We start from the raw sequence: 20,138 nt of genomic DNA on the forward strand, positions 1-20,138 counted from the left end.
AACATTTCGCTAGATATCGAAACATGAATGTAGCCGGCCTCCCGCGCGAAAAAGCCGCGCGGGATATTTTCCCGCGCGGCGTTTTGCCTCAACCAGGGCGACGATCAGCTCGCCGCGCGCAAATTGACCTTGCCTTCCGCCAGCGAGGTCAGCTTCTTGTCGGTCATCTTTTCCTCGTCGAGCGTCTGCTGCAGGATGCTGGCGCAATCGTTGCGTCCAAGCTGCCGCGCCCACGCAATCAGGCTGCCGTAGCGGGTAATTTCATAGTGCTCGGCGGCCTGCGCGGCGTTGATCAGCGCTGCGTCCAGCACGTTCTTGTCCACGACCTCACCCGCGACCTCATCGGCTTCCTCGATGATGCCGTCGATTGCCGGGCAATCGACGGCCTTCACCTCGGCGCCGTGCATGCGGAACACCTCTTCGAGGCGCTGCACATGCGTCCTGGTTTCGTCGAGATGCGTCAAAAAGCCCTGCTTTAGCTGCTTGTCGGTGGCCTTTTCAGCCATTTTCGGCAACGCCTTCACGAGTTGTTTCTCAGCGTAATAGATGTCCTGCAATTGATGGATGAACAGGTCGTTCATGGTCTTGATGTCTTGGGTGAAGAGTCCCATTGCGGTCGTCCTTCGTTTGGAAACGCGCGAGGTCAGGCCTTCGTCCAGGCCGGTCGTGCGCTTCGTGGTCGATGCTGATGCAGGGCTAACCGGGTCGCAAAAAGCATGTTCCTAAAGCCACCCGAAGACGTCGCGATGGAACGAGGGAACGCTTGCGGCAAAAACAGTCCGCAGAACGGACCTCATTGCGACTCAAAATCGTTAACGCGGCGACATATGTAGGGCGTATGACAAAGACGGCGAGCGAAGCCAAAAGGCATGCTTGTCAAGGGCTGCACAACGGCCAGGTTTTGGCTTATGGGTTGCCCGCACGGTGCCTCTGCCCGTCGACTGTCACCTGTCGTGACAGGCCAACCTTTACGTATTGCCGCCCCGCCGGGAGGATGAATGCATCGGCTGCTGACCGCGCTCGGGCGCGGCTTCAAGGAGAAGATCGGCTGGAAACGGCTAGGAATCGCTGCGAGTCTTCTCATCATAGCTCTTGCGATTACCCATCTGGTTCGCACCCTCAAGGGTGTCGATACCGGGGTGATTCTGACTGCGCTGACCGAAATCGCGCCGCATCGCATCGCGCTGGCGGCGCTGTGTGTGGTGGGTGCGTTCTGCACGCTGACCTTCTATGATTTCTTCGCATTGCGAACCATTGGCAAGAACCACGTCCCCTACCGCATCGCTGCGCTGTCGAGCTTCACCAGCTACACCATCGGCCACAATATCGGCGCCACGGTCTTTACCGGCGGCGCGATCAGGTTCCGGATTTATTCCGACTACGGCCTGACGGCGATCGATGTCGCAAAAATCTGCTTTCTCTCGGGCCTCACCTTCTGGCTCGGCAATCTGTTCGTGCTCGGCTGCGGCATGGCCTGGCATCCCGAAGCGGCATCGGCGATGGACCTGCTGCCGCCGGCGATGAACCGGCTGATCGCGATCGGCTGTCTGACCGGCATCGCTGCGTATTTCGTCTGGCTATTGATGGGCAAAGGCCGCCGCGAGCTCGGGCAGAACGGCTGGAAAGTCGTATTGCCCTCGGCGCGGCTGACGCTGCTGCAGGTCCTGATCGGCGTCGTCGATCTCGGCTTCTGCGCGCTGGCAATGTATCTGCTGATGCCGATGTCACCGCATATCGATTTCGTTTCGCTGGCGGTGGTGTTCATCCTGGCGACGCTGCTCGGATTTGCCAGTCACGCGCCCGGCAGCATCGGTGTGTTCGACGCGGCAATGCTGGTGGCGCTGCCGCAGTTCGGCAAGGAACAATTGCTGGCGACGCTGGTGGTGTTTCGGATCCTCTACTTCATGATTCCCTTCGGCATCTCGATCTGGATCATGGGGACGCGCGAGCTCTGGCTCAGCGTGGTGCAGCCCTGGCTGGAACGCCGCCGGCTCAGCGAAGCCTGCACCGCCAAGGCCAGGGTGCGGCAACGTGTCGAGGGCCGCCAATCCCGCGGCCAGTAACGCCGTCGTTATCTGCGCCATCTGGTCTTTTGGGCCGGAGCTGCCTCATTCTCTTATTTCTGCCTTACCGCTAACGTCAAACGGCGCCATGGCTGGAATTCTCATACGTTCGATGATGTCGGTCGTGCTGATTGCCGCCGGGCTGGCCGGCATGCACGCCTCCGTTGCGCAGGCCCAGACCGCCGGTGGCTATGGGCCGCTGCAGATTTCCTGGGAAGTGCGCAACCGCTTCCGCCTGTTCCGCGAGGAGCGGGACTTCCTGCTGCACGCAGAAGCAGGGCGCGGCCGCAGCGTGCTGGCGTCGGAGCAGGTGCTGGCAATCCAGAGCGACGGTCGCGGCTGGGCGCGCAACACCGTGAACCGGCTCTGCATCGATCTCGCCGGCCGCGTCAGCGAGCCCTGCATGCGCGACAACGTCAAGGAAAGCTATCTGACGCCGATCGATCATCCCGTCGTGATCCGCCTGACGGGCCCGGTGCCGGTCGGTGCCACCTGCGCCTGGACGGTCGACGACGGCGATGGCCCGCAAACTTCCGCCTTCGACTGCGCCGAACCGGTCAATCTGCGGGTCCGCTACGGCCGCACCACAGTCGTGACCGCCGACATATCCTCATCGGAAGGCACCCAGCGCGCTTTCACCGAGATCGCGGTGCGCGACATCTTCATCGCAGGCCTCGGCGACAGCGTCGCTTCCGGCGAAGGAAATCCGGACCGCCCGATTGCGCTCGCCGATGAAGGCTTTTGCTTCCGCTCCTATCTCGGAACGGCGGCCGCGCAATATTACCGGCCGAGCCGCGCCAACTACAAAGGCGGGCGCGCCTGCGAGGCGCCTGATTCCCTCGCCGTCTGGCAGCGGCAGAGTGCGCTCTGGTTCAACCCCGCCTGTCACCGTTCGCTCTACAGCTACCAGACCCGGACCGCACTGGCGCTCGCCATCAGATATCCGCACATCGCGGTGACCTATCTGCCGCTGGCCTGCACCGGCGCCACCATTGCCGATGGACTGTTCGGCTCGCAGCGCGCCCGCGATTGCCTGCCGTCGAAATCGGGCGGCGCGTGCCAGGGCACCGTCAACGGACAGCTGGCTGAACTGCGCGACGCCCTCGCCGCCGCGAAGCGCCGGCAGGCGGACCGCCAGCTCGACCTGGTGCTGCTGTCGATCGGCGCCAACGACATCTACTTCTCCGGTCTCGTCGCCGACGTCATCGTGGACACCGCGACCGAGCGCGCGCTGTTCCGGCGCAGCGGCGTGATGGCTTCGGTCGACGACGCACGCAGCGCGATGGCGCGGGATCTGCCGCAGGGCTTTGCCAAGCTGCGCGAGGCGCTCAAGCCCCTTGTCGGTGGCGACCTGTCGCGGGTCGTCTACACCTCCTACGCCAATCCGACGCTTGCGAATGGCGGTGCGCCCTGCCCCGGCGGACGCGGCGGCTTCGACATTCATCCCTCCTTCAACGCCCAGCCGCAGCGGCTGACCGCCGTGTCCAACTTCGTCGAAAACGAATTCCTGCCGCAGCTACGAGGGCTGGCGCTCTGCGAGGGCGGCATCCTGTGCCGCAATCCGCGCACCGACCGCATGACGTTCGTCGACAGCCATCAGGCCGCTTTTGCCAGCCACGGCTTCTGCGCACGCTCCGAAAGCGATCCCGAATTTGACCGGCAATGCTTCTCGGCGAAGGGCGACAGCTTCGATTCCGATATCGTCACGGCCGCCAACCAGCCGATGGTGTGCGGCCGCAGCGCCGGCGAGTACCGCGCCTACCTGCCGCGTGCGCGCTGGATCCGCGATGCCAATGACAGCTACTTCGCGGCGATGACCTATCCGCAAGGCTTGCCGACGTCGCAGCAGCCGTCCGATATCCATGATGCAACCTGGGGCGTGTTGTCGGCGGTCTATGGCGGCGCGGTGCATCCGAGCGCCGAGGGCCATGCCGCCATGGCGGATGCCGCCACGCCGGCCGCCGCGGCCGTGCTGCAACTCGATGCGGCGGTGCCTGAAGTCACCTCGCAGCCGATCGCGCCACCGGCGCAGATGCAGATACAGAATGCGCCGCGGCCGCCGGGCCGCAGCGGCGGACTCAACTAGTAAGGCAGCGCGTTTGCTATTTGGCAGGCGCAGGTACCGCGGGCGCTGGAGTGGTGGCCTTCTTGACGGCCGGAGCCTTCGCCGGACCGGCGGGTGGCTTCATTGCCGCGGCGTACGCCGGCAGATATTTTGCGATGACCGCGGGATCGACCTGCGCCAACTCCGTGTCCGGCAGTCGCGTCCACACCTCATCCTTGCCGAACAGCGAGATGCCGAGATAGCCGCGCATCGTCAATGTCTGTCCATCGGGACTGAGCGTCATCTTCGCTTTGTAGATCTTGCCGTCGCGCGGATCGAGCACGTTGCCGTTCTCATACTTCAATCCGTCGCGCTTCATCTCGCGGATGAAGGAAAGCCCGAGCCACGGCGCATCCTTCCGGTCGTCGGTGCACTTCGAGCAGATCGGATTCGGAGGATCGCCGGGCTCAGAAAACAGCTTGGCGAACGCGCCCTCGAAGCTGCCGTTGCGATCAACCACCAGAAACCATCCGACCGGCTTGCCTTTCTCGGTCTTCTGCCACAGGCCGGCCGCAGAGGGTCCCGCGGGCTGTGCGGCCAGTTCGCCGGCAAACACAAGCCCAAGCACGATCGAGAGCACCAGTTGAAATCCGGTCAGCTTGCGCATCGTCATCACCTGATCAATTCCCTAAATGAATGGCCGCAGACTAAGGCCATTTCGCGGACGGTTCCAGTCGCGATCGTCGCGTTAACCAAGCACCGCGCCTGACATTTTTGGGAACTCAGCTCACCCCGAGCTTCTTCTGCAGGCTCGACGACGAGGTGGTGTACTGGAACACCAGCCGCTTGTCCGGATAGACGTAGCGGTGCGCCTTCTGTGCCATCAGCGCACCCTCGTGGAATCCGGACAGGATCAACTTGAGCTTGCCGGGATAGGTGTTGATGTCCCCGATCGCGAAGATGCCGGGAACGTTGGTCTCGAACGCGGCGGTGTCGACCGGCACCAGATTGTTTTCGAGCGCGACGCCCCAGTTCGCGACGGGACCGAGCTTCATGGTCAGGCCGAAGAACGGCAGCATGGTATCGCACTCGATCTTCGAGATCGCGTTGTCGTTGCCCTTCATCACGGCGCCAGACAGCTTGCCGCCCTCACCTTCGAGCGACGTCACCTGACCGATCTTCAGATCCATCTTGCCGCTTGCCACCAGCGCACGCATCTGCTCGACGCTGTGGGGCGCGGCGCGGAAATCGTCGCGCCGGTGCAACAGCGTCACGCGCTTGGCGATCGGATGCAGATTGAGCGTCCAGTCGAGCGCGGAATCGCCGCCGCCGACGATCAGGATGCTCTTGTCGCGAAACTGCTCCATCTTGCGCACGGCATAGAACACCGAAGAGCCTTCATAGGCCTCGATGCCCGGCACCGGCGGACGCTTCGGCTGGAACGAACCGCCGCCCGCGGAAATCACCACCACCTTGCACTCGAACACCTTGCCGGCATCGGTCGTCACGCGGAACAGCGGATCGCCGATCTTCTCGATCGTCTCCACCATCTCGTTGAGATGGAAGGTCGGGCCGAACGGCTTGACCTGTTCGAGCAGCGCGTCGGTGAGGCCCTGCCCGGTGACGAAGGGAATGCCGGGAATGTCGTAGATCGGTTTTTCCGGATAGAGCTCGGCACATTGGCCGCCGATCTTGTCGAGGATGTCGACCAGATGCGCCTTCATGTCCAACAGGCCCAGTTCGAAGACGGCGAACAGTCCGCACGGACCCGCGCCAATAATCAGCACATCTGTCTTGATCGCTTCGCTCATATCAGCTTCTTTTCGGTTAAACTGTCGGGAAGGCCGCATCTGTCTAGCCAAGGCGGCGGCAACAGGGAAGCCAAATATCGCGTTCCCGGCCGCGGCAACCTCTTGCCGCCATTCGACAAGTGGGCTGTAAGAGGGCGAGATTTTCGGAGATGGCCCCGTGAACGCCCCCTTGCGTCCCGACGCGACCCCGCGCCTGGAAGATTTTCCCTATCGCCTGTCGGACAATGTGCGCTTTGCCGACCTCGATCCCAACCAGCACGTCAACAATGCGGTTTACGCGACCTATTTCGAAACCGGCCGCGTCACGCTGATGAAGGATCGCAGCTACGGGCTGATGCCGGAGGGGCTCGGCTGGATCATGGTGCGGATCGACATCCATTTCCGCGCCGAGCTGCACTGGCCGGGCAAGATCGAACTGGGGCTCGGCGTCGCCAAGTTCGGCCGCACCTCGGTGAGCTTCGATCAGGTGGTGTTTTCCGAGGGCAGATGCGTCGCCTCGGCGCGCGCGATCACGGTCCTGATCGATGAAGCCACGCGCAAGCCGGTGCCGCTGACACCTGAGTTGAAGGCGAAATTTGCGCCGTGGATCCGCCACGGCGTGGACCCCGGATGAGGTGGGCCGCGCTGCTCCTGCTTGCGATCGCGAGCGTCACGCCACGATCTGCCGCAGCGGCAGATTATCATCGCGAGGAGTTGCGCATTCCGATGGAGGCCGCGGGTCCGCGCGGACTTGAAGCGATGCTGCTCAGGCCCGCGGGCACGCGCCGCTATCCCCTCGCTTTGATCAGCCACGGCACGCCGCGCGAAGGCATGGCGCGGGCGCCGATGTCGCCGTACGGATCCTATCGGCAAGCGCTCGAATTCGCCCGGCGGGGTTTTGCGGCGCTGGTCTTCATGCGCCGGGGCTATGGCGATTCCGGCGGGCAATATGCCGAGAGCAGCGGCCCGTGCGAGCGGCGCGACTACATGCGGGCGGCCCGCGAGTCGGCGAGCGACCTGCGGGCGGCGATCGAGGCCATGAGGAGCCGGACCGACGTTTCGACCGATGGCATGATTGCCGTCGGCGTCTCCGCCGGCGGTTTCGCGTCGCTGGCGCTGACCGCCGATCCGCCGCCGGGCCTCGTCGCCGCGATCAACTTTGCCGGCGGCCGCGGTTCGCGCGCCAGCAACGAGGTCTGCGACGAGGATGCCCTCGTCCGCGCCTTCGCCACGCTCGGCAGGACGTCGCGGATTCCGACGCTGTGGATCTATGCGCAGAACGACAGGTTCTTCGGGCCTGAACTGGTGCGCAGAATACACGCTGGCTTTACCGGCGCCGGCGGACGGGCCCAATTCGTCGACTTCCCACCACATGGCGAAGACGGGCATTTTCTGTTTTCGCGTGGCATCCCGCTCTGGACTTCAGCGGTTGATGGCTTCCTGCGCGATCAGAATCTCGGAACGCGCGACATCGCCGCGATGCCGGCGCCATCATCAATTCCGCCGCCGCCGCAACTGCGCGACAAGGGACGCGCGGGATTTGCCGACTATCTTTCGGCGAGCCCGCACCGGGCGTTTGCCGTCTCGCCAAAAGGAGCTTTTGCTTTCAGGGGCGCGCGGCGGTCGGCGAACGAAGCGGCGGAGGCGGCGCTTGCCGCCTGCGCGGAATACGCGCCCGATTGCGCGTTATATGCGGTCGACGACCATCTCACTGAGACCGCCAATGCCGGATCGCGCTGAACGTCGTCCGGAGTTCAGGCCTGCCGTTCCGGCGTCGACACCACGAGGCCGTCGAGATCGTCACTCACCTTGATCTGGCATGACAGGCGCGAGTTCGGTCGCACGTCGAAACCGAAATCCAGCATGTCTTCTTCCATCGGAGTCGGCGCGCCGACCTTCTCGCGCCAGGCCTCCTCGACATAGACGTGACAGGTCGCACAGGCACAGGCGCCGCCGCATTCGGCTTCGATGCCCGGGATGGCGTTGCGAATCGCGGCTTCCATCACGGTCGCGCCGTTCTCGACTTCAATGGTTCGTTTTTCGCCCGTGTGGTCGACAAAGTGGATTTTGGCCATGATCGCTCGTACTACCGGAATCTGAGGAAGGTCCCGGCAGTCGTATAACGGGTCGATCCGTACAGCGCCAGCGGTCGGGACGAAAACCTTGAACGAGGCATTATACGAAGGTTTTGACCGGTTTCCGCTCAGGAACGGCGCAGAACCGCCTCGATTGCTTCCCGCGCCTGCGTAACCGCCTCGCCGAGTTCGGCGAGCGCAGTTGAGATGTCGGAGCCACGGGCGATCACCGCCTCCAGTCGGGCCGCGGCATCGGCGACGGCAAAGGCGCCGATTGCGCGGGCCGAGCCCTTGAGCGTGTGCGTCAGCGCACCGGCGTCCGCAGGGATGGCGGCGAGCGTGTGCATAAGTTGTAACGACTGGGCCGAGAACATCGTCAACACCTCCTGCTCGATACCGGCATCGCCGAGTGTCATGCGTTGGAGATGGTCGAAATCAATCGGCCCGGCGCCGGGAGCCAGCGGTGGCGATGGCATCCATTCAATCCGTTCGAGAGGAAGCGGCATGGCCATAATTCCGGGTCGCCCCGCCGCACTGATTCTGGCTCTGGGGGCATGCCGCAGAGCCAATCACGGCATCGGTTAACGGAACGTTCCCGGAATTATCCCCAGTTTCGACACATTTTAGACGCCAGCCCGCCTTGATCGGCGATCCGGTTCCAGAAACCTGTGTATCCTTAGGGCCTTAAGGAACAAAGCTGTTAACGATGATTAAGAATGTCTTAATCGCGGCCATTTCATTCGTATCGCTCACCCAATAGGATGTTTGCGGATGTGTGCGGACAAGGCTGCCGGCGGGCACGCTTGCGGTCCGCTGGGGGTTATGAATCCAGCTTCGAGCTTGCGGGGGTTTTAGCAAGAACGGCTGGACGCGTAAGTTTAAGAGGGCTCGGACTGACATGGCGAACAATCCGAAGAAGGCGAAAGATCCCACCGAAGTCGCGCTCTCTGCCATTCAGGAAGCGCTCAACATCAGTGATACGTCCGTCAACCCCAACCGAAATTCGATCGGCGGCGAACTTGCGCCGCCGGCCATGCCCTCCGCCGCACCTTCCTATTCGGGCGCGCCGTTCGACACGCGCGGCGGCGCCGAGCGGCCCGTGTTCGATCCGATCGAAGAACCGCGCAGCCCCCGTCGCGCCGCCAATGACGATCGCGAAACCATCGGACAGATTCTGCAAGCGATCCAGAAGAACCACCCTGCGCGCAGCGTCTACACGCTTGCCACCGTGTTTGGCGGCGTCTGGGTGCTCGGTTGCGCCCTGCTGACCATCAGCTTCCTGCCCTCGCTGCAGGCGGCGATCGGACAGAGCGGCGGCGTGCTGGTGCTCGCCGGCCTTGCGGCGTTGTTCTTTGCGCCGGTGCTGTTGTTCTACTTCCTCGCCAGCCTCGCCTGGCGCGGCCAGGAAATGCGGATGATCGCGCAGTCGATGGCACAGGTCGCAATCCGCTTCTCCGAGCCCGAGGGCGCCGCCGCCGACTCGATGGTGACCGTGGGCCAGGCGATCCGCCGCGAAGTCGCCGCGATGGGCGACGGCGTCGAGCGCGCGATCGCGCGCGCCGGCGAACTGGAAACGCTCGTCGCCAATGAAGTCGCAGCCCTCGAGCGCGCCTATACCGACAACGAAGTGCGCATTCGCGCGCTGCTGCAGGACATCGCCCATCAGCGCGACAATCTGGTCGGTCAGGCCGAGCAGGTTCGCAGCGCCATTTCCGGCGTCCAGATCGATCTGCGCCACGATATCGCGCTGATCTCGGATGCGATCGCCTCGCGCGTCGACGAGGTCGCAAAAAGCATCACCGGCGCGCTGGAAGAGCGCGGCCAGCACATCACGAGCGCGCTGAGCCACGCCGGCGACAACATGATCCTCGCGCTCGGCGAGCGCGGCGGCGACCTGCTCGACCGCCTGGAGGAAGCCAGCGCCGAGACCACGCGCGCCGTGCTCGACGCCTCCGAGCGGCTGACCACCAGCCTCAACTTCAAGACCGGCCACGTCCACGACGAGTTCGTCGATCTGGCCGACCGCGTCCACGAGATGCTGAACGAACGCATCGACCGCATCACCGGCGAGTTCGAGCAGCGCTCCTCGACCATCGTCGACGGCATCTCCGACCGCACCGAACAGGTCCACGACTCCCTGAAGAACTCCTCCGACTCGCTGCTGCTCGAGCTTGAGCTGCGTTCGGGCGATCTCGTCAGCAAGATCGACGATGCCGGCAACCGCCTGGCGAGCCGCATCCTCACCTCCGGCGACAAGGCCAGCGACGCGCTCGACGTGACCGTGAACACGCTGGTTGCCAAGGTGATCAGCCAGACCGAGAACGCGCATGACAGTCTCGCGCTGCAGATGAGCGCGTACGACGAACTGGTGAAGAACCAGGGCGCGGAGCTTGCGGAAAAGTTCGCCCGCGACAGCGGCACGCTCGGCGCACTGATCACGCGGCACATCTCGGAGTTCGACCGCACCGTCAAGACCTTCGGCGGCGAGATCGTGGAACGAATGGGCGCGCGGACCCAGGAGATTTCGGACAGCCTGAAGAACTACGTCGACACCTTCGACACCCGTCTGGTCTCGAATAGCGGCGAGATCACCGCTTCCCTCGACCAGCGGCTGCTGCAGTTCGAAACCCAGCTCGGCACCCGCGTCAGCAGCCTCGACAACTCGCTCGAGGGCAAGATCAAGTGGTTCGACGAGGCTGTCGACGGCCGCCTGAAATCGCTCGAGACGACGTTCGACACCCGCGCCAGGTCCGTCACCGAAACCATCGACAACCGCCTCAGCACGCTGTCGGGCTCGCTGACCGACGGCGCGGCGCAGGCGATCCAGTCGATCGACCAGCGGCTCAGCCTGCTCACCTCCTCGCTGACCGAAGGCACCGCCCAAGCCATTGCAGCGGTCGACCATCGTATTGCCAACGTCACCGAAACCATCGACGGCCGCAGCGCCCATTTGACCGACACCATCCAGGCGCGGTTCCAGGAAATTCACCAGGGCATGGAGACGCGGGTCGGCGAAATCGCGAGCGGCATTGAGGCCCGGGTCGGCAATCTCACCAACGGCATCGAGACCCGCGTCGGCGACATGGCCAGCGGCATCGAAACCCGGGTGGGCGCCCTTGCCGGCGACATCGATACCCGCGTTGCGCAATTCGAGGATCTGCTCGGTTCGCGCATCGAGGCCGTGGCAGGCCGGATCGAAAGCAGCGGCCGCCAGGCCAGCGACGACCTGATGTCGCGCGCCGAAATGCTGTCCTCCGGCATCAAGTCGCATGTCGAGGACGCCGAGCGTTCGCTGACCAACCTCGTGGTCAATACCTCCGAGACCATTCAGACCGGCGCGCGCACTGCGCAGCAGGCACTGCTGTCGGTTTCCTCGGACGTCGGCGCGCAACTGAAACTGACCTCGGCCGAGGTTGAAGCCGCCCTCACCGCCGTCGGCACCGGCGCCGCCACGTCGATCCTGACCAGCGCCAGGGATGCGCAGACCACGCTGGCGTCGATCTCCTCCGAGGCCGCCACGCAGATCAAGTCGCTCGCCGCCGACGTCGAGCGCACGCTCTCGGCCGCAGGCGACGCCACCGCCGCATCGGTTCTCTCAGGCGCGCGCGAGGCCCAGAGCACGCTGGTGACCGCGTCCGCAGACGCCGCCAACCACGTCAAGTCGCTCGCCATCGATGTCGAGCGTTCGCTGTCGATCGCCGGCACGGCCACCGCCGAGGCCGTCACCGCCGGTGCCCGCGAAGCCCAGAGCACGCTGGTCGCCGCCTCCACCGAGGCCGCCAATCAGGTCAAGTCGCTCGCCGCCGACGTCCAGCACTCGCTGTCGATCGCCGGCACGGCGACCGCCGAGTCGATCACAGCTGGCGCGCGCGAGGCCCAGACTACCCTGATGAGCGCGTCCGCCGAAGCGTCGACCCAGGTCAAGTCGCTCGCCGCCGACATCGAGCGTTCCCTTTCGATGGCCGGCAACGCCACCGCCGAGTCGATCACGACGGGCGCGCGCGAGGCCCAGAACACGCTGATGACGGCGTCTTCGGAAGCCACCAACCACGTCAAGTCGCTGGCGATCGACGTCGAGCGCACGCTGACCGCGGTCGGCGCCGCCGCCGCCACGTCCCTCCTCGGCAGTGCGCGCGAGGCGCAGAGCTCGCTGTCTGCGACCTCTACGGAGGCTGCGAACCAGATCAAGGCGATCGCCGCCGACATGGAGCGTTCGCTCGGCGCCGTCACCGCCTCCACGACCGACACCATCCAGACCACCGCGCAGAACGCACAGAGCGCGCTGGTTGCCGCAACCAACGAGGTCAGCTCCAAGGTCAAATCGACCTCGGCCGATATCGAGCGTTCGGTGCTCGCCGCGAGCAGCAATTTCGGCTCGACGATGACCGGCAAGACCGACGAAATCGTCACCTATGTTCAGCAGCAGACCGACCGTCTGGCGCAGATCGTCGACAGCCGCCGCGGCTCGCTGATCGAGGCACTCGGCACCAAGGCCACGCAACTGACTGGTGACATCGACCGCGTCACCGCCGACGCGCTGAAATCGATCGAAACCCGCGGCCAGGCATTCTCGCAATCGATGTCGACCCACGGCTCGGACGTCGCGCGCACGATCACCACCGCCGGCGACCTCGCCACCGGCGCGGTGGCCAAGTCGCTGAAGGACCTCGAACAGGCGTCGCGTTCGGCCATCGACCAGTCGCGTCAGGTGTCGATCGCCGCCGTCACCGAGATGCAGGAGACCAGCAAGATCCTGCGCACCGACACGGTGGCGCTGTTCGAGCGGCTGCGCGAAGGCAACATCCTGCTGCAGGAAGTGCTGACCGGCGCCCACGACAACCTCAACTCGCTGGAACGCGCGCTGGTGACCCGCGTGGCCGACTTCGTATCCGCCATGAACGACGTCACCGCCCGCAATGGCATCGCTACCCAGACCCTGGAAGACCAGCTCACGGTCTTCAACGGCAAGACCACCAAGGCGCTGGAAGATCTCGGCTCGCTCTCCAGCGAGTTCGAGAAGCACGGCAAGGCGCTGGTCGATGCGGCCGGCGTGGTCGAAAAGGCCAACCTCTCCACCACGACGTCGGTCGCCGACCGCAAGTCGCAGCTTGAATCGCTGGTGACCACCATCGATCTGCGCACCACCGACCTCGACCAGCGGCTGTCGCGCTTCACCGGTCTGCTCGATGAATCGCTCGCCGCGGCCGAAGAGCGTGCCCGCGACATCGCGCGCGTGGTCGCGGAGACCGCAGGCGCCGGATCGGCCGCGATCAGCCGCCAGTTCGAGGCGGTGCGAACTGCGGCCGAGAACGAGCGGCAGCAGACCCTCCATGCGATGAACGATCTGTACCAGCAGAGCACGCATGAAACCGATGAGATGTTCAAGCAATCGACCGAGAAGTTCGCGGCGATGGTGCAGACCATGAAGCAGATGGCGGCCGAGATGCATCAGGAGCTGGAGGCGACGCGCAACGAGCTGCGCCGCGGCGTGCTTGAGATGCCGCAGGAAGCCGCCGACAACACCGCGCAGATGCGCAAGGTGATCGTCGACCAGATCGAGGCGCTGGCCGAGCTCAACCGGATCGTCGCCCATCACGGTCGCGGGCTCGACGTCGTGACCGCCGGTCGTGCCGGCGTACAACGCCAGGAAGAGCCGGTGATGGCCGCCGCTGTCACTGGTCGCAACGAGGTGCGCATGCGCGACGCCGGCAGCGCGTCGACCCTGCCGCCGCCGGATCTCGGCATGCCGATGCCCGCCCAGCGCCGCACCGAAGCCCCGCCGGTCTCGCCGGCTGCTCAGGACGCGGGACGCGACGGATGGCTGTCCGATCTTCTGAGCCGCACCGATGCCGGTGGACGCGAAACGCCGCGGGGCCGGCCGCAGGGCGCGGCCAATCCGCTGGAATCGCTGTCGCTCGACATCGGCCGGCTGATGGATCGCAACCTCGCCGCTGAAATGTGGGATCGCTACCAGCGCGGCGAGAGCAAGGCGTTCACCAAGCGCCTCTACACGCCCGCCGGCCAGAAGGCGTTCGACGAAGTCTCGCGCAAATACCGCGCCGACCGTGGCTTCAAGCAGACGGTCGACCGCTACATCGCCGAGTTCGAACGGCTGCTGGATGAGGTCGCACGCGATGATCGCGGACCGCAGGCGCTGCGCAGCCACCTCACCTCGGAGACGGGCATGGTCTACACCCTGCTCGCGCATGCAGCGGGCCGGCTGGGGTAAAGGCCCGGATCAATCGTAAGTCAGAAAAACGGAGGCAGTGATGCCTCCGTTTTGTTTTTCCGACCACGATCGAGATGCAGCGCTCTGGATGGGAACGGCAATGGACTACATCAAGGTAAGCTGGAAACAGGACAATCCTCACACTCCGGTCCTGCTTTACAGCGAGATGGACGATGAGCGGTGGGAGGTCAGGAAAGTGGAAGTATTTCCCGACGGGTCGTTCGGATATGCCGATCGCTCCACGTCTCGCGGGACGACTTTCCTGGGCCTCGAACCAATACCGACGCTTTCGGAGATTGCTGCAATTCCCGAGTTCGAACCTGTGGCGATCACGAAGGACGAGTTTGAAGCAATGTGGTTGAAGGCGGCCAGACAAGTCTGACGACGGGATAAATCAGCCAACCCATTGCCGATTTGCAGGTTGCCGTCATTGCGAGGAGCAAAGCGACGAAGCAATCCATACCGTCGGCGCGGAAGCTATGGATTGCTTCGCTTCGCTCGCAATGACGCGGTGAAAGTTCGGCATCGCGGATGGTGACAGGGCGAGGCGAACTACTCGCCATGCGCCCCTACTGTCGCTTCTGTCCGCTCGGTGCCCTCGGAGCCGCGGGCGCTGGAGCCGGTGCTGGCGGCGGCGCGGCCGCCTGGCTGTTGCTGCTGCTGCCTCCCCCGAAAATCACGCGGGTCGGGTTGCGGTCGAAATTGTTCACGGCGCGGCTGATATCGGCGAGCGTGCGGCGACCGTCGGCCATCAGCGCGCCCGACCGCTTGTCGAAATCCTCCGCCAGATCCTTGATCGCCTTCACCATCAAGTTCAGTTCGCCGCCGGCGGCGCCGCCCGCGATCGTGTTCAGCCCGAGCATCAGGCTGTCGGCCTTGCCCATCACGCCGTCGACGCGGAGCATGACGTTGTCGATCTTCTCGGAGTTGCGCGCCAGCGTAGCGGTGAAGGTCTCGAGATTCCGCAACGAGTTCTTCACCGATTCCTGGTTGTCGGCAACGAGCCGGTTGACGTTCTGCAGCGTAGCGCGGATGGATTCCGTCACATCCTGCAGCGCGCTCGGATCGGCCGTCAGCATCGGCACGCCGTCCTCGTCGAGCGGCACGGCAGCCGCATTTTCCTCGCCACCTTTCAGCGAGATCGCGGCGACGCCGGTCAGCCCCTGGAATTCGAGACCCACAAGCGTGTCTTTCCGAATCGGAGCGTTGTTCTCGACCATCGCCAGTGCGACCACCCGCCGCGGGTTGTCGAGCTTGACCGACACAACCTCCCCTATTCTGATACCGTTAAAATTGACGCTGCCGCCATTGCGCAGGCCTGACGCCGGGCCTTCGAACACGATGCGGATCGGGCTGCGCAGCTTGGTGGTATGCAGGCTCTGGAACCACAGCACAAAACCGAACGCCGCGGCGATCACCGCCAGCGTGAAGGCCCCGATCAGGACGTAATTCGCCCGCGTTTCCATAACTCAAGGTACTCCGAAACCAGGGTCTGTCCGGCGTCGCCGATAGACCCGTCATTATCTCATGTTTGAGCATGATCCGATCCGAAAACCGATCACACTTTTGGGGGTCATGCTCCGAGCGTGACGACGTTTCTTCGAATCGTCATCACGCTCTAACTCTTTGATTTGAGCATGATCTTATCGGAAAACCGGCATCGACTTTTCCGGATCATGCTTTAGCCCATCACAGCGCGGGCGCGTTTGCCGTGAAAATATTGCCTCAGCCAGGGATGCTGCGAGGCCTGCATGTCGGCAATCGATCCTGCTGCAATGATCTTACCGTTCCCTAAAACCGCGATGCGGTCGCAGGCCGTATATAGGCTGTCGAGATCATGGGTTACCATGAAAACCGTCAGGCCCAAAGTACGCTGCAGGGTGCGCACCAGCTCGTCAAAATCTCCGGCGCCGATCGGATCGAGCCCGGAGGTCGGCTCGTCCAGGAACACCAGTTCGGGATCGAGCGCGAGCGCGCGCGCCAGCGCCACGCGCTTGATCATGCCGCCGGACAGTTCGGACGGATATCGGTCGGCGACTTCGGGCCGCAGGCCCACCATGCCGAGCTTGGCCACCATGATCTCGTCGAGCAACCGTTGAGAGACCTTGAGATATTCGCGCACGGGAAACTGGATGTTCTGCCGCACGGTGAGCGAGGAGAAGAGCGCGCCCTGCTGGAACAGGATGCCCCAGCGGCGCTCGACGCCGCGGCGCTCGGCGGCGCTCGCCGCATCGAGGTCGACGCCGAACACCTCGATGCTTCCGGCGATCTTGGGCACGAGACCGATGATGGTGCGCGTCAGCACCGATTTTCCGGCGCCCGACGGGCCGACAAATCCCAAGATCTCGCCGCGCTTGACGTCAAGGTTGAGTCCGTCGAGCACCCGCGTCTTGCCGAACTGCACGGTGATGTCGCGCACCCGGATGATGGCGTCGGAAATTTCGCCCGCCATGGTCACATTCCGATCGATGCAAAGAAGATGGCGAACACGCCGTCCATCACGATCACGAAGAAGATACCCTTCACGACAGAGGATGTCGTGTGCTGGCCGAGCGATTCAGCGCTGCCCTGCACCGCCAGCCCCTCGACGCAGGCGACGATGCCGATGACGGCGGCCATCACCGGCGCCTTGATCATGCCGACGACGAAATGATCGATCGAGATGGCGTCGCGCAGCCGCAACAGAAACGCCTCGGGCTCGACGCCGCCATAGAGCCAGGCCACCAGCCCGCCGCCGTAGAGCGCGGCCATCGCCCCAAGAAACGCCAGGATTGGCAGCGCCAAAACCAGCGCCAGCATCCGCGGCAGGATCAGGACCTCGATCGGATCGAAACCCATGGTGCGCAGCGCGTCGATTTCCTCGCGCATCTTCATCGAGCCGAGCTCGGCGGTGTAGGCCGAGCCCGAGCGGCCCGCCACCATGATCGCGACCAAGAGCACGCCGATCTCGCGCAGCACCAGCACGCCGAGCATGTCGACCACGAAGATGTCGGCGCCGAACTTGCGGAAGTGGAAGATGCCCTGCTGCGAGATGATGCAGCCGATCAGGAACGTGATCAGAACCACGATCGGCACCGCGCGCCAGCACACCTGCTCCAGATGATGGATGGTCGAGGTCAGGCGGAAACCGCGCGGGCGGATGATGACGTGGGCGGTCGCAGCGAGCACCGCGCCCAGCATGTCGATCAGCCCGATCAGGGTGCCGCCGATGCCGGCCACGGCGCGGCCGATCTGCTCCAGCATGCCCGTGATCGTCACCCGGTCGGTGTCGACGACCGGCTCCGCCTTCACCCGGCGCACCTCGTCGACCAGGCTCGAATAATTATCCGACAGCCCGGCGATCTCCGCCTCGACACCGCCATGGGTCAGGCTGCGGCGTAGCCGCTCGATCAGCCAGGCGCCGAACGTGTCGAGCTTCGACACCTGCGAGACGTCGATAAAGATGTTGGGCCGGGTGCCGCTGAGCTTCTCGGCATCGGCGACCATTCGCTCCAGCATCGGCGCAAAGCGGGCCGTCCAGGAGCCGGCCGCGCACAGCGCCAGCGCGTTGCCCCTGGCTATCCGCTCTAATGTCGGGTCGCCGCTCACCTTACCCACCCTTCGGCAGATATGCGCTCCCTGAAAAAACGTCAGGTTCCGCACGCCGCTCGCCTTGTAGAATCTGCCCCTAACCAGCCATAGTTGGTAGCGGCGGGCAAGCTTAGGTTCAGAAAATTGCCAGATTTTGAAATGACTTCCAGCGCATCTCGAAAGCTTGCCGTCAGCATCGAACGCTGGCCGATTGCGGGTGCTTTCACCATCAGCCGCGGCGCCAAAACCGAGGCTGTCACCGTCGTCGCCACCGTGAACGAGGGCGACCGGACCGGCCGCGGCGAATGCGTGCCCTATCCGCGATATGGCGAGACGGCGGAAGCGACGCTGGAAGCGCTTCAAGCGATGCATGAACCGCTCGCCGGAGGATTGGACCGCGCGGCCCTGCAGGCGGCGATGCCCGCAGGCGCTGCCCGCAACGCGCTGGATTGCGCGCTATTGGACCTCGAGGCCAAAACCGCGGGACAACGGGTCTGGACCCTGCTCGGCCGGAAGGCGCCGCGCCCCTGCACCACCGCATTCACGATTTCACTCGGCACGCCGGAAGCCATGGCGTCGGCCACCGCGAAGGCCGCGCGCCGGCCGCTGCTGAAGATCAAGCTCGGCGGCGATGGCGATGAGATGCGGATTGCCGCGGTCCGGAAGGCGGCCCCCGAGTCCGAACTGATCGTCGATGCCAACGAAGCCTGGACGCCGGATAATCTCGAATACAACCTCGCCGCCTGCGCCAATGCCGGCGTCACGCTGGTCGAGCAGCCGCTGCCGGCCGGGCGCGACGAGGCGCTGGCGCGCATCAGGCGCCCGATCGCGGTCTGCGCCGACGAAAGCGTGCATGACCACGCCTCGCTCGAAGGGCTGCGCGCGCGCTACGACGCCGTCAACATCAAGCTCGACAAGACCGGCGGGCTGACGGAAGCGCTCGCGATGGCGGATGCCGCGCAGGCGCTCGGCTTCGAGATCATGATCGGCTGCATGGTCGCAACCTCGCTGGCCATGGCGCCGGCCATGCTGCTGGCGCAACAGGCCAGGTTCGTCGATCTTGACGGCCCCCTGCTGCTGGCGCGCGACCGCGACGGCGGCCTGCGCTATGACGGCAGCCTCGTCTACCCGCCGGAAGCCGCCTTGTGGGGCTGATGCGAGAGCCGGTCCCGCGCCAGCCAGATCACCAGCCCGCCAGAGGCGGCCATGACAGCCATCCCGTAATAGATGGCCTGCCCCCACATCTCGTAGATCGAGCCTGACGCAACCGAGGCGAGACCGGCGACGATGCCGCCGCAGGCGGTGAGATAACCCTGCGCCCTCGCCATCACATGGCCGGGCACATGGCGCAGCATCAACCCCATGATTCCGACCTGCGTCAGCCCGAAGCTGAGCGCATGCGCGAGCTGGACGATCGCAAGAACCGCCAGCGGCAGGTCCTGCGCCGTCAGCACCCAGCGCACCGCCGCGCTGAGCGCCGCGATCACCACCAGCATCGACGGCTGCAGCGTGAAGCGCGGCGACAGGGCAAACAGCACGATCTCGGCGATCACGCCGAGCACCCACAGAACGGCAATGGTCAGCCCGTCATACCCTGCCTGCTGCCAGGCGATCGACGCGAAAATGTAATAGGCGGCGTGGCTGCCCTGGATCAGCGCCGAGGCCACAATGATTGCGAGAAAGCCGCCGTCGCGCAGCAGTGCGTTGGCGCCCCCGGTGACCGGGCGGATAGTCCCGGCGTCGTCCAGCGGCTGCAGTGCAAGGCTGGCGACCGCCCCCAGCGCGGCCGAGCCGGCGATGATCCAGATCAGATTCTTGGCGGCGATCAGGTCGAACAGCATGCCGCAGACCAGCGCGCCCAGGACAAAGGCGGCTGAGCCCCACAGCCGCAACGGTCCGTAGTTGAGGCCGTAGCGCTTCACCCCCCGGAGCGCATAGGCGTCCGTCAGCGGCACCATGGGCGTCCACAGGCAGCAGGTCAGGGCGTAGATAAGGAACACCAGCAACGGCCAATGCTGGGTGCCCAGCACGAAAAAGCCGACCGCAGTGGCAAATGAGGTGACGATGATGCCCCCGCGGAGGGCCTGACGGCGTTCCGCAAAGCCCGTCACCAACGGCAGCGCCGTAAACCTGGTCACCGAGGGAACGGCCGTGATCAACCCTATCCAAAACGCATCGATCCCGACCGCTTTCAACCATACCGTGAAAAACGGCAGATGGGTGCCGGTCATGCCGAACAGCGTGGCGTAAAACAGCGCCACCCGGGTCGCGAAACGGCGGGATGTGTCTTGAGAAGCGATGGGGATTTGTGATTCGCTTGGCATCAATTCAATTGCGATTCGGGCAATATCGTGTTGTTTCGTTATC

16 protein-coding genes are annotated in these 20,138 nt (G+C 64.5%); 7 read left to right on the top strand and 9 right to left on the bottom strand.

Annotated elements, in window-relative coordinates:
* Window positions 1-104 precede the first annotated feature (104 nt).
* The gene (locus LMTR21_RS27115; RefSeq protein WP_065752578.1) at window positions 105-611 is read right to left on the bottom strand and encodes a YciE/YciF ferroxidase family protein; all 507 of its coding nucleotides are present in this window, start codon (window positions 609-611) and stop codon (window positions 105-107) included.
* A 387-nt stretch (window positions 612-998) separates the two neighbouring features.
* Here LMTR21_RS27115 and LMTR21_RS27120 point away from each other — a divergent pair, with 387 nt between their 5' ends.
* Together LMTR21_RS27120 and LMTR21_RS27125 are read left to right on the top strand one after the other, a co-directional pair.
* Window positions 999-2,063: a lysylphosphatidylglycerol synthase transmembrane domain-containing protein gene (locus LMTR21_RS27120; protein ID WP_065752579.1), complete on the top strand. Its 1,065-nt coding sequence runs from the start codon at window positions 999-1,001 to the stop codon at window positions 2,061-2,063.
* An 88-nt stretch (window positions 2,064-2,151) separates the two neighbouring features.
* Window positions 2,152-4,149, top strand: a complete 1,998-nt coding sequence (locus tag LMTR21_RS27125; protein WP_065752580.1) for an SGNH/GDSL hydrolase family protein — start codon at window positions 2,152-2,154, stop codon at window positions 4,147-4,149.
* A 16-nt stretch (window positions 4,150-4,165) separates the two neighbouring features.
* On the opposite strand, the gene LMTR21_RS27130 is transcribed toward LMTR21_RS27125, so the two are convergent.
* Window positions 4,166-4,774, bottom strand: coding sequence for a DUF2147 domain-containing protein (locus LMTR21_RS27130; protein WP_065752632.1), 609 nt, complete (start codon window positions 4,772-4,774; stop codon window positions 4,166-4,168).
* Between the two features lie 115 nt (window positions 4,775-4,889).
* The gene (locus LMTR21_RS27135) at window positions 4,890-5,918 is read right to left on the bottom strand and encodes an NAD(P)/FAD-dependent oxidoreductase (RefSeq protein WP_065752581.1); all 1,029 of its coding nucleotides are present in this window, start codon (window positions 5,916-5,918) and stop codon (window positions 4,890-4,892) included.
* A gap of 157 nt (window positions 5,919-6,075) precedes the next feature.
* Here LMTR21_RS27135 and LMTR21_RS27140 point away from each other — a divergent pair, with 157 nt between their 5' ends.
* Together LMTR21_RS27140 and LMTR21_RS27145 are read left to right on the top strand one after the other, a co-directional pair.
* Window positions 6,076-6,531 carry an acyl-CoA thioesterase gene (locus LMTR21_RS27140; protein WP_057835374.1) on the top strand — a complete coding sequence of 152 codons (456 nt, stop codon included), beginning with the start codon at window positions 6,076-6,078 and terminating at the stop codon, window positions 6,529-6,531.
* The gene (locus LMTR21_RS27145) at window positions 6,528-7,637 is read left to right on the top strand and encodes an alpha/beta hydrolase family protein (RefSeq protein WP_065752582.1); all 1,110 of its coding nucleotides are present in this window, start codon (window positions 6,528-6,530) and stop codon (window positions 7,635-7,637) included. Before LMTR21_RS27140 ends, LMTR21_RS27145 begins: the two co-directional genes overlap by 4 nt.
* Window positions 7,638-7,651: 14 nt before the next feature.
* On the opposite strand, the gene LMTR21_RS27150 is transcribed toward LMTR21_RS27145, so the two are convergent.
* Both LMTR21_RS27150 and LMTR21_RS27155 read right to left on the bottom strand, forming a co-directional pair.
* Window positions 7,652-7,972: a 2Fe-2S iron-sulfur cluster-binding protein gene (locus tag LMTR21_RS27150; RefSeq protein WP_057835376.1), complete on the bottom strand. Its 321-nt coding sequence runs from the start codon at window positions 7,970-7,972 to the stop codon at window positions 7,652-7,654.
* 128 nt (window positions 7,973-8,100) lie between these two features.
* Window positions 8,101-8,478: an Hpt domain-containing protein gene (locus LMTR21_RS27155; RefSeq protein ID WP_141688264.1), complete on the bottom strand. Its 378-nt coding sequence runs from the start codon at window positions 8,476-8,478 to the stop codon at window positions 8,101-8,103.
* 392 nt (window positions 8,479-8,870) lie between these two features.
* Here LMTR21_RS27155 and LMTR21_RS27160 point away from each other — a divergent pair, with 392 nt between their 5' ends.
* Together LMTR21_RS27160 and LMTR21_RS27165 are read left to right on the top strand one after the other, a co-directional pair.
* Entirely contained in the window at window positions 8,871-14,201 is a 5,331-nt protein-coding gene (locus LMTR21_RS27160; protein WP_065752583.1) for an apolipoprotein A-IV repeat region-like domain-containing protein, read from the top strand.
* 100 nt (window positions 14,202-14,301) lie between these two features.
* A complete protein-coding gene (locus tag LMTR21_RS27165) occupies window positions 14,302-14,583 on the top strand; it encodes a DUF6881 domain-containing protein (protein WP_065752584.1) in 282 nt (93 codons plus the stop codon).
* A gap of 187 nt (window positions 14,584-14,770) precedes the next feature.
* Here LMTR21_RS27165 and LMTR21_RS27170 read toward each other — a convergent pair whose 3' ends face one another.
* From LMTR21_RS27170 to LMTR21_RS27180, 3 genes are all read right to left on the bottom strand, one after another.
* Window positions 14,771-15,667, bottom strand: coding sequence for an MlaD family protein (locus LMTR21_RS27170; RefSeq protein WP_065752585.1), 897 nt, complete (start codon window positions 15,665-15,667; stop codon window positions 14,771-14,773).
* Window positions 15,668-15,882: 215 nt separating this feature from the next.
* Window positions 15,883-16,653: an ABC transporter ATP-binding protein gene (locus LMTR21_RS27175; RefSeq protein WP_065752586.1), complete on the bottom strand. Its 771-nt coding sequence runs from the start codon at window positions 16,651-16,653 to the stop codon at window positions 15,883-15,885.
* Between the two features lie 2 nt (window positions 16,654-16,655).
* The gene (locus tag LMTR21_RS27180) at window positions 16,656-17,789 is read right to left on the bottom strand and encodes an MlaE family ABC transporter permease (protein ID WP_065752587.1); all 1,134 of its coding nucleotides are present in this window, start codon (window positions 17,787-17,789) and stop codon (window positions 16,656-16,658) included.
* 141 nt (window positions 17,790-17,930) lie between these two features.
* On the opposite strand from LMTR21_RS27180, the gene dgcA reads away from it, so the two are divergent.
* Window positions 17,931-18,926, top strand: coding sequence for an N-acetyl-D-Glu racemase DgcA (gene dgcA, locus LMTR21_RS27185; RefSeq protein WP_065752588.1), 996 nt, complete (start codon window positions 17,931-17,933; stop codon window positions 18,924-18,926).
* Here dgcA and LMTR21_RS27190 read toward each other — a convergent pair.
* Window positions 18,896-20,095 (bottom strand): MFS transporter, encoded by a 1,200-nt coding sequence (locus LMTR21_RS27190; RefSeq protein WP_065752589.1) that lies wholly within the window; start codon window positions 20,093-20,095, stop codon window positions 18,896-18,898. The two genes, dgcA and LMTR21_RS27190, sit on opposite strands and share 31 nt — an antisense overlap.
* Window positions 20,096-20,138: the final 43 nt, after the last annotated feature.

Origin of the sequence: Bradyrhizobium paxllaeri (assembly GCF_001693515.2) — a bacterium.
GTDB lineage: Bacteria > Pseudomonadota > Alphaproteobacteria > Rhizobiales > Xanthobacteraceae > Bradyrhizobium > Bradyrhizobium paxllaeri.